Origin of the sequence: Limosilactobacillus viscerum (assembly GCF_947387525.1) — a bacterium.
Taxonomy (GTDB): domain Bacteria; phylum Bacillota; class Bacilli; order Lactobacillales; family Lactobacillaceae; genus Limosilactobacillus; species Limosilactobacillus viscerum.
This window is the reverse complement of sequence record NZ_CANDNW010000007.1, coordinates 71125-85917: the sequence shown is the minus strand read 5'-3', so window position 1 is coordinate 85917 and position 14793 is coordinate 71125. Positions and strand designations below refer to the sequence as shown.

Genomic DNA, 14793 nt, shown 5'->3' with positions numbered 1-14793 from the left:
TTACTTTTGTTTGTGGTTATTCAAAAGTCTATCACAAATGACTTTTTTATTTTTCTAACTTAATTTTACAAACCGCGATTCTAAATATGATAATTATTTCATATAAGAATTACTGTGAAAGTACTAATATAATTGCTTACTTTTCCATATTAAAGAAAAAATATAGTATCACTTAATTTACAAAGGTGGATTTCACAAGAAAATGGTTCTCACGTTAAGCTTAATCGAAGGAATAATTCACAATAGTTTAAATTATATTTATAAAATGTTCTGTAACCGCTTACGTTAAAAATTAAAAAGCGGCGAGAGTTGGGATATGGATGTCTGATAGTATTTGAAAAACCTTTTACTTCTGATATAGTAGCGGTGCATAAAATTGGTGGAGTATGCGGCTATTTTGGAGGATTGCTTATTTTAGCAATGTGGTTGAATATTCACTGCATACTAGTATTACTAGTGAATTAAATAGTGGGGTGAAGACATGGAACAAAATAAAGAAAAAATGTACCTGAAGGCATTACACAATGGCGTGTCTGTTGCAACTGGGTGTACAGAACCAGTTGCAGTGGCTTTTGCAGTTGCAACGTGTGCAAAGCAACTTGACCATGAAGAGCCACAAAAAATTGACGTTGAAGTTTCAGCCAATATTATGAAAAACGCAATTGCGGTAATCGTTCCCGGAACTGGCCACCCGGGGCTGCCAATTGCAGCAGCGGTTGGCTACCTTTTTGGCGATCCTGACAAGGGGATGAAGGTAATTCCTAAACTGGCTCCTGCAGATGAAAAGGCAATTGTTGCACTTGCTGATTCGGGAAAGATAAATATTTCAGTGGCGGACGTTAAAGACAAGCTCTACGTTCATGTTAAGGTAACGACGGTTGCTGATAATACGGCTGAAGTATATATTGCCGCTGATCATACTAATATTTACCTCTTAAAGAAGAGTGGTGGGACTATTTTTGAGAAAGAACGTCCGGCCGTTGATTCACTTGCGGACTGGGAGCTTTTTATGCAGGATGCAAGCCTGCAGGAGATTTGGGACTTCTGTACTACGGCACCGGTCGATGAACTAGCCTTTATCAAAGTAGCAAGGGAAGATAATATGGCCTTAGCAGCGGAAGGACTTACCCATGATTACGGAATGAAAGTTGGGCGCTCGCTTAATAACCCAAATGGTATTGGTTACGACGATACGCTTGCCAACCGGATTGTTGCGTATACCGCAGCCGCTTCTGATGCGCGGATGGGTGGTGCACAACTACCAGCAGTTACAAATTCTGGTTCCGGAAACCAGGGAATAACCGCCACGGTACCGGTGTGCGTTGTGGCAGAAGAACAAAATGCATCTGACGAACAGTTAATTCGGGCACTAGCACTTTCACACCTTACCGCAATTTATGTTCACTCGTTTTTGCCGATTCTTTCTGCTTACTGTGCAACTCACTCTGCAGCAATGGGAGCGGCAAATGGTATCTGCTACCTCTATAATGGCAGTGTTGAGGATGCTAGCCGGGCGATTAAGAATATGATCGGTGACGCAACTGGGATGATTTGTGATGGTGCAGGGTGTTCTTGTGCCATTAAGGTAGCAACTTCAATTCAAACGATGTTTAAAGCAGTGAACCTCGCTCTCCAAGGGATTACAATTCCGGGAACCAACGGGGTGGTTTGCAACTGTGTTGATAACACCATTCGCTATCTAGGTAAGCTAACTTGCAAGGGGATCACTGCATCCGATCCAGTAATCTTAAAATTAATGATGAATAAATAGCAATTGTGCATTTATGAGCAAAAGTGACGTTACAGCAATAATGTCTCTTTTGCTATTTTTAATTACAAAAAGAAAGCAAAACTATTGGGACACAAAAAATAATTAAGTTGCGCTGTGAATAATTGACAAAATTAAGAATAAAGTCAATGGAAATTAAAGGCAGATAATTTTTTGCTCATATCCGTCTCATAAACATGTGAATGTGTTCATTACTTGGGTGAACTATAGTATCATACTCTGTGGAAGCGCTGTTATATCTTATTTCCAAGTAGGGGGAATGTTCATGAAGAAGAAAACGCTTGACCAGTCTGCCTATGGTGGCGTACCTGGGAGCAAGTACGTCCCATACTTAGGCACACATGATGGTCTAGGTGGTGGCCCAGTTATTCTGGTACTCGGTGCCATTTTAGCTATTATCTTTGCTGCATCTACGGCTTACTCCGGGATGAAAGCTGGGCTGACTGTTTCTGCTGGTATTCCAGGTGCCATTTTAGGTTCCGGATTAGTTGCTGCCTTTGCTAAGAAGAAGGGTATCTTAGGTATCAACTTAATCCAAGGTATGTCCAGCGGTGGTGAAGGTATCGCTAGTGGGATGATTTATGTTTTGCCATCAATCGTCCTGATTGGTCGGAAGATTAGTTTCGTATATGGCTTCCTTGTAGGGGTTGCAGCGGTAGCCTTTGCTGTTGGTGTTGCAAACATCGTCTTCAATTACCTGATTATTTCTCAACACGGTAAGTTGAAGTACCCAGAATCAATGGCAATTTCCGAAACGTTAGTTGCTTCCGAAGCTGGTGGTGAATCACTCAAGATGATGGGGATTGGTTTTGGTATCGGTGGTATCATTACCTTCTTCACCACTCAATTTATGGGCTGGTTCAACAGCATGATTAACTTCTCAAGTAAGAAGTTCTACAAGTGGGACATGTCCACTGAAGTTAACCCAATGCTTCTTGGTATCGGGTTCATCATTGGTATCAATGTTTCAATTGTTATGTTTGCTGGTACGATCTTTGCCCAATTTGCTGTTGCTCCATTACTTTCATACTTCATCGGTATGTCTGGTGACTCATGGAGAGTTTGGAACGATGCAAGTATTCAACTGAACCAAGCAGGTACTGATGTTATTGTCGGTTCATACCTGAAGTGCATCGGTGCCGGGATGATGCTTGGTGGTGGTATCATTGGGGCCCTCAAGTTAATTCCTGCTATTAAGCAATCAATCTCTGAAACACTTAAGGCACGGAAGACTGCTGAAGGCGGAAGCTCAGACAAGTTGAGCTCAATCCTGTTACCATTAGGTGCAATCATGATCCTTGTTGTTTCATTCTTCTTTGCAAAGTACAACGTCATGATTATGATTGTTGGTGGGATTCTTTCCATCTTACTTTCATTCCTGTTCGTTATCGTTTCTGCCCGGATGGCTGGTATGATTGGTTCTTCCAACAACCCAGTTTCTGGGATGACGATTGCATCAATGGTTATCTTGACCTTAGTCTTCGCCCTTTGCGGTTGGACTAACACTGACCACGTTGAAATTCTGTTAACCTTTGGTGTATTTATTGTTACCGCTATTTCTGTTGGTGGTGGTTACACCCAGACACAAAAGGTATCATTCGTTATTGGTGGTAGCAAGAACGAAATGACTAAGTACTACGTAATTGCTGGTATCATCGGGACAATCGTTGTTGTTGGTACAATGATCCTGCTTGAACCACAATTGAGAATTACTGGTTCTAACCCACCATTTGGTCTTCCACAAGCTAACTTAATTGCTGCACTGACACAAGGTATTATGTCTAACAAGCTTCCTTGGGTCATGGTTATTGCTGGGGTTGTCCTTTCAATCGTCTTCTTCTTGTTAGGTGTCCCTGTGATGGCTGTTGCCTTAGGTTTCTACCTTCCTGCATCAACTACTTCAATCATCTTCATCGGTGCCCTTGTTCGTCTGGTTATCGAAAAGGTTACTAAGGACAAGGAAACTCGTAAGCACCGTGTATCAAGTGGTATTAGTATGTCATCAGGATTAGTTGCCGGTGCTTCAATCATCGGTTTGATCGGTATCTTCCTGCACGTCTTTGGTGTTATCAAGGACAAGACCCTTACCGGCTTCGTTGGCTCCAACGAAATGGCTTGGGTACTGTTAGTGATTATGCTGGCCTGTGTAATGCTCCCATTACTCAGAATCCATGGTCCACAAGCAGGTGCAGAATCTAAGGATGATGAATAATGTTTAAGTCCAAGCGAGAGAAGAAAAAAGGGGTTACTGAAGAGGACTTGAAGGGCCTCGTTTATAAGCGTAACCCGGATGCTCACTATGTTGTTAAGGACGGAATTGTCACAATTATCAAAGAAAATAATCACCCAATACAGCGTTTCTTTCGTAATAAATTCCACTTTAACATTCCCGAAGAGAGTACCCTTGAGCTAGATAAGTACGGTAGTTATATCTTTACCCACTTAGATGGTGAAACAAATGTCTTCGATCTCGGACAGTCGCTCGGGCGGAAGTTTAAGGAAACCCGCAAATACCAATATACGCGCTTGGTTCTTTATCTTCGACAACTTGATCATCAGAATAATTTAATTATTAAGGTTAAAGGTAACTAGTATTTAGGAGGTTATCATTATGCAAAACAAAGATGCATGTACTTCAATTATGGTTGGTAAGAAGGCTTCACTAGATGGTGCAACCTACATTGCACGGAACGAAGACCGTGTTAAAGCTATTGAACCAAAGCGTTTCTTGGTAAAGCCGGCTGTTGAAGGTCGTCATGAGACTTATGTTTCTCCATACAACAAGGTTACTGTTCCAATGCCTGAAAAGGGTATGCGTTACACTTCAACTCCAAGTCTTGACCAAACTACTGGTCCAAACGAAGAAGACGGTATCAACGAAGCAAACGTTGCTGCTTCATTTACCGAAAGTGTTTACGCAAATGACCGTGTTCTGGCTTACGACCCATTCATCAAGAATGGTCTGGCAGAAGACTCACTTTGCACTTTGATCTTGCCATTCATTCACTCCGCACGTGAAGGGGTTGAATACACCGGTAAGTTGATTGCAAAGTACGGTTCTGCTGAAGGTAACGGTCTGCAATTTGCTGATAAAGACAGTGTTTGGTACATGGAAATCGTAACTGGTCACCAATGGGTTGCTGTTCGGATTCCTGATGACTGCTACGCTGTAACACCAAACCAAATGGCAATTGAAGATATTGACTTCAATGATCCTGACAACTACATGTGGGCAGATGGTATTCAAGAATTCGTTGAAGAACACCAACTTAACCCAGACGAAAACCGTTGGGACTTCCGTCACATCTTCGGTACTAGTACGCAAAAAGACCGTCACTACAATACCCCACGGACTTGGTTCGCACAACGTTACCTGAGTCCAAAGGCTTCTCAAGGTCAAATGCCAGAAGACGGTGAAATGCCATTTATCCGTAAGGCTGAATTTAAGATTTCACACGAAGACATTCAATATGTTCTGAAGTCACACTTCAATGAAACACCATATGATCCAATGGGTGACAGTCCTGAACGCAAGACATACCGGGCAATTTCACTTTCCCGGACTGCTCAGTCACACATCCTTCAAGTTCGTGATGACAAGAAGTACAAGACAAGTGTTCACTGGATTGAATTAGGTGTTCCAGCCTTTAACCCATACGTTCCATTCTTTGCTAACGCTGACGATACTGATGAATCATACCGGAACGTTCCAGAAAAGATGGACCTCAAGTGTGCTTTCTGGCTCAACGAAGCATTAGCTGAAGTTGTTGAAAGCCACTATGATGAATTTATGGAAAAGGACGAAGATTACCAGAAGGAACTGAATGAATGGGCACGTCGGAAGATCGCTGAAGTTGACAAGGAAGCTGAAAAACTTGATGGTCAAGAATTAATCGATTACCTGACCAAGCAAAACCATGAAGTTGCCGCTCACTACAATGAACGGACTAAGGAACTCTTCTATGAACTGTTAACTGAAGGTTGCGAACTTTCAAAGATGTCATTCAAGATGGATCCAAACCTTTAATAATCAGCTATTAAACGTGAAAGAGCGATGACAAAATCAAATTTGTCGTCGCCCTTTTTCTTTTACATTAATTCAAATGTTTTAAGTGCTTTATTCGTATGAGTGAATGGTTCACAACCATCACTTGTAATATGGACACAATCCTCAATCCGAACGCCGGCAATGCCCGGAATATAGATGCCCGGCTCAATTGAGAAGCACATTCCCGGTTGAAGTACCAAGTGGTTGCCTTCCATGATTGACGGAAATTCATGGTCACTTAGCCCGAGACCATGACCGAGCCGGTGGATAAAGTATTCGCCATACCCAGCCTTGCTAATTACATCCCGCGCAACTTTATCTAATTCTTCCGCTGTGATCCCTGGTTTTGCCGCCTCTTGTGCAGCTAATTGTGCTTCCAGGCAGACCTTGTAAATCTCTTTTTGCTTTTTGTTCAGAGTACCAATTGCAACCGTCCGCGAAACATCACTACAGTAACCATCAACAACACAGCCGAGGTCAAAAAGTACCAGTTCATTATTATTGATTTTTCTTTGGGAGGTAGCGCCATGTGGTTCAGCGGCGTGGGCTCCTGCTTGGACGAGGGTGTCAAAACTTGTGTGCATGATCCCGTGCTTCTTTAGTTCATACTCAAGGTTAGCAGCAATCTCTTGTTCGCTTCTGCCAAGTTGAAGATTCTTAAAACCTTCTTCAAGCATGAAGTCAGCCCATTTACCAGCCTCATTCAGCTTTGCGATTTCGTCATCAGACTTGATTAACCGCATTTGTTCAATTGTCGACGTCAAGTCGGTATTGAACTTGGCACTTGGAAATTGATTTTGCAATTTTAACAATCGGGAAACGGTCAGGTGGTTTTGCTCAATTCCCCAATTAACGGGTTCCGTTACCTGCTTTTTTACGTGCGCCGCGATTAGTGCATAGGCGTCTTCGTGGTCAAGGTAGCCATAAACGGGATGTGTCCAGCCAGCTCCTTTGGCGGCTTCAACTTCGAGAGCAGGGGTAAATAAGAATGGCTCACTATCAGGAAACACAAGTAGGGCCATCACCCGCTCGATAGGATCCTCATAAAAACCAGTTAGGTAGCCAATCGTCATGGGGTCACTAATGTAAGCAGCGTCTAATCCTTTGTGGGCGAGACATGTTTGCAGTTCGTCAATTTTTGCCATGTTAATCCTCCTTAATGTCAGATGAAACTCTGATTAGTATAATCTTATCTTAAGTTAAGAAAAGTCACAATCATTTAAATTAGAACAACTGTAGATTATCCTTGCTACACCACAAAAACAGCCCGCTAATGTTTGTCATCGTCTGACAAACACTAGCGGGCTATTTATTTTTGTTCCGGGAAAATAATTCGTTGTTTAAATTAGTTATTTTCTAACTTGGCTAAACCGTTCTTAGCAACCTTTTCAAGTTCGGCAGCTGAATCAGCCATAGCTTTCTTTTCACGGTCGTTTAATGGAACTTCGATAACGCGGGCAACACCTGAAGCATTAACAACAGCAGGGGTACCGATGTAGAGGTCCTTCAAACCATATTCACCATTCATTGGTGCACCGATTGGGAGAACCGCGTTTTCGTCACGTAAAATAGCACGTGAAATCCGCATTAAGGCAGTAGCAACACCGTAGAAGGTAGCCCCCTTGCGGTTAATAATTTCATAAGCCTTGTTACGAACATCGTCTTCGATCTTAAGCAGTTCATCATTGGAAACGCCTTGTTCCTTAGCGATGTCAAGTAATGGCTTGCCACCGATCGTTGCACTGGAGTAAGCAGCAAATTCGGAGTCACCGTGTTCAGCCATGATGTTTGCAGAAACGTCACGAGGATCAACAGCAAACTTCTTTGCTAAGGCAACCCGCAGACGAGCAGAGTCCAGTGAAGTACCGGAACCAACAACCTTGTTCCGTGGGAAACCAGAGAACTTTTGAACAGCGTAAGTTAAAATATCAACTGGGTTAGCAGCAACTAAGAAGATACCATCGAATCCAGACTTAACGATTGGTTCAACAACGGACTTGATGATCTTCAAGTTCTTGTCGACCAATTGTAACCGGGTTTCACCAGGCTTTTGTGGGGCACCAGCGGTGATTACAACCAGGTCAGCGTCCTTGCAAGTATCGTAGTCAGCAGAGTAGATGTTCTTTGGCGCAGTAAATGCAGTTGCATCTTCCAGGTCCAAAGCGTCACCTTCAGTCCGCTTCTTGATAATATCAACAATTGCAAATTCTTCAGCAATTCCTTGTTGTGCCATTGCAAATGCATAACTTGAACCAACGGCCCCGTCACCAACGAGGACTACTTTTTGATGATTCTTAGACATAATATACAGTCTCCCTTTCGTCTTGTGTCGAATTGAGATAACATCTCTTCAAGTATTATATCATTACTTTGGGAGGAGTCTACCAGAGTCATCAAAATAATCCCAGTGACTTTGCTAATTTTTTAACAAATTGGTATAGTTTTACTATGGAAGCATCTCAACATGTGCTAAAATAATAGTATCTGTTAGGACGATTTTTAAATCAGGGCAGGAAAATATTTGGAGGAGGTGATTACCATTCTTAATCGGACAAAGCAATTTATGCGTGATAATGATTTGATGTATAAGCGTGAATACATTCGGCCAATGATGACACCACAACACGTCTATGTTTTTCGTTTTGGCAAGCACCGGCTGAATAATCGGGTAATCATTCGTTACTCCCATACTTGGACTGGACGTTTAAAAATTAACGAAATTGATGTGCGTCTTCACCACCAGCATCATCCGCGAATCTTTTTGACGGAGTCAGATTTAATTGACTACCTCAAACACCATATCGAAAAGGACAAGAAGAAGCGGGATAGTGATGACAGTGATGATGACGAATAATTAAGTAGTAAATGAATCGTGGCCAGCGGGGAAGGTGGTCACGATTTTGTTAATTTTAAGGAGGAAATTATGGACTGGACAGCAGTAACAGTAATTACATCCAGTGAGGCCGTTGAAGCGGTGAGCTACCTCTTAACCAGTGAAGGTGCCCAGGGGGTGCAAATTGATGATTCGGCTGACTTTGCTAACCTTCACGCCGGAAAATATGGCAAGTATGGTGAAATAATTGATCCTGAAGAAATCCCACACCGGAAAGAGGGTGCGGCGGTTACCGGTTATTTTCCGGCCAAGGCCTTTGTTCCCGAATTAATTCCAACTATTTCCGCCAAGGTAACTAAGCTAAAGGATTACGGACTTAACCCTGGTAAAGCAACAGTCACTGCGGAAGCGGTAAACAATGAGAAGTGGGCGACGGTTTGGCAAAAGTACTACCACCCACTTCGCGTGACTAATGAACTGACGATTGTCCCCGAGTGGGAGGAATACCAACCAGCACAGGAAAGTGAACGAATTATTTACCTTGATCCAGGAATGGCTTTTGGCACGGGGACCCATCCCACCACGCGACTAATGATGGAAGCTCTTGAAAAGGTTATCCGTGGTGGTGAATCGATGATTGATGTTGGAACTGGTTCTGGTGTCCTAAGTATTACGGCTAAATTATTAGGTGCTGGTGAGGTTGCAGCTTATGATGTTGATGAAGTAGCGGTACGGTCAGCTAAGAAAAACATTGCACTTAATCCGGCGGCAAAGGATATCCACCTAGGGGTTAATAGTTTGCTGGATGGAATTCACACCCAGGTTGATATTGTAGTAGCTAATATTTTGGCAGAAATCATTGTCCCATTGATCCCCCAGGCTTACGAAAACTTAAAGCCAGGCGGGCTTTTCCTTACCTCTGGAATTATTGATGACAAAGCCGGGCTGGTTCGGGAAAAACTAACTGCTCAAGGATTTATCATCGATAGCGAGACCAAGATGAAGGATTGGCACGGTATCATTGCCCATAAGCCATCGGAGGAGGAAGAATAGGATGCAGCGCTATTTTTTGGATGCCCACCCAGTTGATGGTTTGCTGACGCTTCCGCAAGATGTAGCTCACCACTTAACAACCGTCTTACGTGCACAAGCCGGGACAAAAGTGGAAGTAGTGCCCAGTGACCACCGAGCCTACTTGGCAGAAGTAGTGGCAACGACGCCACAGACAACGGTTAAAATAATCGAGCCACTAGGCACGGATAGCGAATTACCAGTTGCTGTAACCCTCCTTTGCGGTTTGCCAAAAACGAAGGAAAAACCAGAGTTAATCGTGCAAAAAGCGACTGAATTAGGTGCAAGGAAAGTTGTTTTCTTCGAATCTGAACGGTCCATTAGCCATTGGGCAGCCAATAAGCGGGCACGGAAGCTAGGCCGGTTGCAAAAAATTGCTGATTCGGCGGCAGAACAATCACACCGAAATTGTCAGCCACAAGTAGAATATTATGCTGACTTAGCCACTGCATTAGCGGCGGAACCGGCTGACTTCCGGGTAGTTGCCTGGGAAGAATCGGCAAAGCAAGGCGAAACTGCCGCCCTTGCCCAGGTGTTGGCAAAAATCAAACCCGGACAAAGTATCGCGGCGGTATTCGGCCCTGAAGGTGGCCTCACGACGGGAGAGGTCGACCAAATGACCGCTGCGGGGGTTACCCCCGTGGGATTAGGCCCCCGAATTTTAAGAACGGAGACGGCACCACTATATTTGATGGCCGCAATTTCATATGCCCTTGAATTGGCATCATCAAGAAAGTAGTATTGTGCTACAATTTAGAAAAATAAAATAAGATAAGAGAATCTTACCAGAGTGCAAGGTGTTGAAATGATGAATTGGATTAAGAAAATTGATTGGTACTTATGGGGCGGTGGCCTCTTGTTCGGAATTATTATTCCGGTTTTGGGGATGAAATTGCCAATTACCCGCGCAATGTGGGTAGGGGTGATCCTGGTAATTATTAACTGCTGCTTTAGTATCTGGCTCGGTGGCCACTTATACCGGGCTGCCGGCCGTTGGTGGACGTTATTTATTTTCCCGCTCCTCTTTTTGCTTGCGGCGTATATTTGGATGCCACCATATACTTATTACTTTGCAGTTGCTTACTTAGCAATTTCATATCTCTCCTGCTCACTTCGGAAGCAGGACTAACTTGGAAGGGGGTTGTTTAATGTCAGAAGTAAAAGAACTAACTCACGAAGACGTTCACAAAATGGTTGCTTCTTACATGAATGATGAACATGTTGCGCTAGTAGAAAAGGCCTACCATTTTGCTGAAGTTTGTCACCACGACCAACGGCGGAAGTCTGGCGAGCCGTATATTATCCACCCAATCCAAGTTGCGGGAATCCTTGCCAACCTACATATGGACCCAGAAACGGTTTGTGCTGGTTACCTTCACGATATTGTTGAAGATACCGGGGCAACACTTGATGATATCAAGGAGCTTTTTGGCCCAACAATTGCAATGATTGTCGATGGTGATACTAAGCTAGGAAAAATTCAGTATAAGTCCAATAAGGAACAGATGGCAGCAACCCACCGGAAATTGCTATTGGCAATGTCCAAGGATATCCGGGTGATGATTGTTAAATTAGCGGACCGTCTTCACAATATGCGGACATTAAAGCACTTGCGTCCAGATAAGCAACGGCGGATTTCAAATGAAACCCTCGAGATTTATGCACCGATTGCGGACCGGCTAGGAATTAGCACGATTAAATGGGAACTGGAAGACCTCTCGCTGCGCTACTTGAATCCCCAACAATACTACCGAATTGTTCACCTGATGAATTCACGGCGCGACCAACGGGTGGATTCGATTAACCATTCAATTAAGCTGATCAAGAAAGCCATTAGCGACCTCGACCTAGGACCTAATGTGGAAATTTATGGTCGGCCGAAGCACATCTATTCTATTTACCGGAAAATGGTTACCCAGCATAAGCAGTTCAGCCAAATTTATGACTTGCTGGCCATCCGGATTGTTGTTGATACAATTAAGGATTGCTATGCGGCACTAGGTGCGATTCACACTAACTGGAAGCCGATGCCAGGTCGTTTTAAGGACTATATTGCGATGCCTAAGGCCAACGGTTACCAGTCACTTCACACCACTATTATTGGTCCTGAGGGACGCCCGTTAGAGGTTCAAATTCGGACGCACCACATGCACCAAGTAGCCGAGTACGGGGTTGCAGCTCACTGGGCCTATAAAGAAGGTAAGACCAACGGCGTTCAACAAACGAAGGATAGTCAAAAGCTAAATGTCGTTAAGGAAATTCTTGAAATGCGGAGTGAAAGTCATGGAACCGATGAGTTCATGCAGGGCATCCAAAGCGATATCTTCACTGATAAGGTTTACGCCTTTACGCCAAAGGGTGATGTAATTGAAATGCCAAAGGGTGCCGGTCCGCTGGATATGGCTTACCAGATCCATACCGAAGTTGGTAACCACACGACGGGTGCGAAGGTCAATGGGCGGATTGTGCCATTGGATTACGAAATTAAAAACGGTGACATAGTTGATATCCTGACCTCTACTTCTTCCGCGGGACCAAGTCGGGACTGGTTGGAACTCGTTTCAACCCGGCGGGCGCGGAATAAGATTCGTGCTTTCTTCCGTGCTCATGACCGTGATAAGAACATTGAGCAAGGAAAACGGATGATTGAAAACGAACTGCGTGAGGCCGGCTATGACCCAGCGGAACTGTTAACCGAAGAAAAGAGTCAAAAAGTATCGGCACACCTTCACTATAAGACAAGTGATGATATGTTTGCTGCCATTGGTTTTGGTGATTTAGCTCCGGTTGGCGTTCGTAATCGGTTTACGGCCGATATTCGTAAAAAACAAGCAGATGATAAGGCGGAAGCTGCCGAAAAAGCACTGCTTGAAGGACACCAAACATTACAAAAGCCGGATGAAAAGCAAAAACAAAAGCAGGCCAAGGCTTCCAGTGAAGGAGTAGTGGTCGAAGGGGTTGAAAACCTCCTTGTACGGCTAAGCCACTGTTGTAACCCGGTACCGGGAGATGACATTACTGGTTATATTACCAAGGGCCGTGGTGTTTCAGTTCACCGGTCAGATTGCCCGAACATTCAAGCGGCACGCAAGAGTGGGCAGCGGATTGTTAGTGTTTACTGGGCCAATCCAGCGGGCGATAAGACTAACTATAATGCCGATATCGAGGTTCAAGGTTACAACCGGAATGGAATGTTAAATGATGTTCTTCGTTCGGTTAATAACAGTACCAAGTATCTTAATTCTGTGAATGGTAAGGTTGACCACAATAAGATGGTGACAATCAGCTTAACAATTGGGGTCCGGAACCTTCAACAGCTGCAGTTAATCATGGATGCACTGAAGAACATTCGTGATGTGTACGTAGTTAAACGGGTAATCCAGTAGTTAAAAGGAGCGATTTGATGCGGATAGTATTGCAAAAGGTTAACCATGCGCAGGTTACGATTGATGGTGAAGTCGTAGGTAAGATCGGCAAGGGCTATATGCTTTTAGTAGGCTTTGCACCAACTGATGGTGATGAGCAACTTGATTACCTTGTTCACAAGGTGATTAACTTACGGGTCTTTGAAGACGATCATGGTAAGATGAATAAAGGGTTGAGTGATGTTGGAGGAGCAATCCTATCGATTTCACAGTTTACCCTTTACGCCGATACTAAACATGGTAACCGGCCAGGCTTCACTGATGCGGCTAGATCCGAGATTGCTGAACCGCTATATAATCGCTTTAACCAAAAATTAGCTGCGACGGGGGTCCACGTCGAAACAGGTCACTTTGGTGCTGACATGAAAGTAGACTTGGAAAATGATGGGCCAACGACTATTATCTATGAAAAATAAGTTTTGCTATGAGAAAAAGTAGACAGGGAAGAAAAATTTACTTTCCTGTCTACTTTTTTTCGAATATTACACAGTGATCATGTAAAAAAGCGAGACCCTGCAAAACTTGTTATGATTGGTTAGTATTGTTCCAAAATCCGGTCAACTGCTGGGCCATAGCTTTCGCCAAATAAAATCAGGTGCATGCAGAGGTAATAGAACCGGTACCAAGGCAGCCGGTCATTAATCCCGGGCGTGAATGGGTATTCTTCACCGTATGCCTGGTAAAATTCCTGGTCAAATCCCCCAAAGACCGTGGTCATTGCAAGATCAAATTCACGATCACCGTATACAGCATCGGGGTCGATTAAGTAGGGCTCATGATCACCAGCAAACATGAAGTTACCAGCCCATAGATCGCCATGGAGTAGGCTAGCTTTAACCTCATGTCCCTGGTAGTATTGCTCGAACTTTTTCACCATCTGCTTGAAGTGCTCTTCCCGCCAGCGGCTCCACCGTCCTCGTTCAGCAGCAACCTTTGCCTCGGGGAGTAATCGCTGGTTGACATAGAAGTCGGACCAGGAGTTATTCCAGGAATTATCCTTGACCAGGACTTTTGTCTGGTGGTTATCAACGAAGCCAAATTGGTCGTTTGTTTGTTGGTGTAGTTTGGCAACCGCACGACCCAGGTCGGCTTGACTGCCGAAACTTTCATTCAGCCAGTTAAGTACGAGGTAAGCATTCCCGTCGATTTCACCATTATAGAGTGGGGTAGGAGTGTTAACAACCTTGCCCAGCGCCTTGAGACCGTTGATTTCATGACGGAAGTAGTCAGCAGGATGATTCGGCTGGGCCTTAATAAAGTATGTTTTACCGTTGGCGTTGATTTGGTAGGCTTCATTAATGTCGCCACCACTAACGGGTTGGTAATTTTCAATATTTTTGATTGGCAACTGGCTAAACCAGCTATGATTTAACTTACTCATTGAACGGCTCCTTTTATTTACTTAGCTTCATTTTAAGTTGTCACCGCTAAAAAGCAAGTCACCTTGATTTGAGTATTGACTTTCATGGGTTGGTCGAGTAAGGTAAGACTTGTAATTAAATATTCGTGACCAGTAATAAAAGAATGCTCGGTACTTTCTGACAACTAGCGAACGGGGATGGTGGAAGCCCGCCAGATGAAAGATCGATTGACACTTTTTAGGTTGGACTTTTGTCCCGTCAGGAAG

General features: G+C 43.9%; 13 protein-coding genes. 10 read left to right on the top strand and 3 right to left on the bottom strand.

Going from position 1 to position 14793, the window contains the following annotated elements; all coding sequences use genetic code 11:
• Window positions 1–481: 481 nt before the first annotated feature.
• The 4 genes from QOS07_RS03745 (at window position 482) to QOS07_RS03730 (ending at window position 5816) form a co-directional block, all read left to right on the top strand.
• On the top strand, window positions 482–1771 hold the full coding sequence (locus QOS07_RS03745) for an L-cysteine desulfidase family protein (protein WP_283587668.1): 1290 nt from the start codon (window positions 482–484) through the stop codon (window positions 1769–1771).
• Between the two features lie 283 nt (window positions 1772–2054).
• Window positions 2055–4001 (top strand): OPT family oligopeptide transporter, encoded by a 1947-nt coding sequence (locus QOS07_RS03740; protein WP_283587667.1) that lies wholly within the window; start codon window positions 2055–2057, stop codon window positions 3999–4001.
• Window positions 4001–4381 carry a PqqD family peptide modification chaperone gene (locus tag QOS07_RS03735; protein WP_283587666.1) on the top strand — a complete coding sequence of 127 codons (381 nt, stop codon included), beginning with the start codon at window positions 4001–4003 and terminating at the stop codon, window positions 4379–4381. Before QOS07_RS03740 ends, QOS07_RS03735 begins: the two co-directional genes overlap by 1 nt.
• 19 nt (window positions 4382–4400) lie before the next feature.
• On the top strand, window positions 4401–5816 hold the full coding sequence (locus QOS07_RS03730) for a C69 family dipeptidase (protein WP_283587665.1): 1416 nt from the start codon (window positions 4401–4403) through the stop codon (window positions 5814–5816).
• Window positions 5817–5878: 62 nt separating this feature from the next.
• Here QOS07_RS03730 and QOS07_RS03725 read toward each other — a convergent pair whose 3' ends face one another.
• Window positions 5879–6982: a M24 family metallopeptidase gene (locus QOS07_RS03725; protein ID WP_283587664.1), complete on the bottom strand. Its 1104-nt coding sequence runs from the start codon at window positions 6980–6982 to the stop codon at window positions 5879–5881.
• 200 nt (window positions 6983–7182) lie between these two features.
• Window positions 7183–8139, bottom strand: coding sequence for an L-lactate dehydrogenase (locus QOS07_RS03720; protein WP_283587663.1), 957 nt, complete (start codon window positions 8137–8139; stop codon window positions 7183–7185).
• Between the two features lie 261 nt (window positions 8140–8400).
• Here QOS07_RS03720 and QOS07_RS03715 point away from each other — a divergent pair, with 261 nt between their 5' ends.
• From QOS07_RS03715 to dtd, 6 genes are all read left to right on the top strand, one after another.
• Window positions 8401–8691: a hypothetical protein gene (locus QOS07_RS03715; RefSeq protein ID WP_283587670.1), complete on the top strand. Its 291-nt coding sequence runs from the start codon at window positions 8401–8403 to the stop codon at window positions 8689–8691.
• 69 nt (window positions 8692–8760) lie between these two features.
• Window positions 8761–9723 (top strand): 50S ribosomal protein L11 methyltransferase, encoded by a 963-nt coding sequence (gene prmA / locus QOS07_RS03710; protein ID WP_283587662.1) that lies wholly within the window; start codon window positions 8761–8763, stop codon window positions 9721–9723.
• A 1-nt stretch (window position 9724) separates the two neighbouring features.
• Window positions 9725–10480 carry an RsmE family RNA methyltransferase gene (locus tag QOS07_RS03705; RefSeq protein WP_283587661.1) on the top strand — a complete coding sequence of 252 codons (756 nt, stop codon included), beginning with the start codon at window positions 9725–9727 and terminating at the stop codon, window positions 10478–10480.
• 66 nt (window positions 10481–10546) lie between these two features.
• On the top strand, window positions 10547–10870 hold the full coding sequence (locus QOS07_RS03700) for a hypothetical protein (protein ID WP_283587660.1): 324 nt from the start codon (window positions 10547–10549) through the stop codon (window positions 10868–10870).
• A 19-nt stretch (window positions 10871–10889) separates the two neighbouring features.
• The gene (locus QOS07_RS03695; protein WP_283587659.1) at window positions 10890–13127 is read left to right on the top strand and encodes a RelA/SpoT family protein; all 2238 of its coding nucleotides are present in this window, start codon (window positions 10890–10892) and stop codon (window positions 13125–13127) included.
• A 17-nt stretch (window positions 13128–13144) separates the two neighbouring features.
• Window positions 13145–13582: a D-aminoacyl-tRNA deacylase gene (dtd, locus tag QOS07_RS03690; RefSeq protein ID WP_283587658.1), complete on the top strand. Its 438-nt coding sequence runs from the start codon at window positions 13145–13147 to the stop codon at window positions 13580–13582.
• Between the two features lie 119 nt (window positions 13583–13701).
• Here the strand turns inward: dtd and QOS07_RS03685 are convergent, their stop codons facing one another.
• Window positions 13702–14547: a fructosamine kinase family protein gene (locus tag QOS07_RS03685; protein WP_283587657.1), complete on the bottom strand. Its 846-nt coding sequence runs from the start codon at window positions 14545–14547 to the stop codon at window positions 13702–13704.
• Window positions 14548–14793 lie beyond the last annotated feature (246 nt).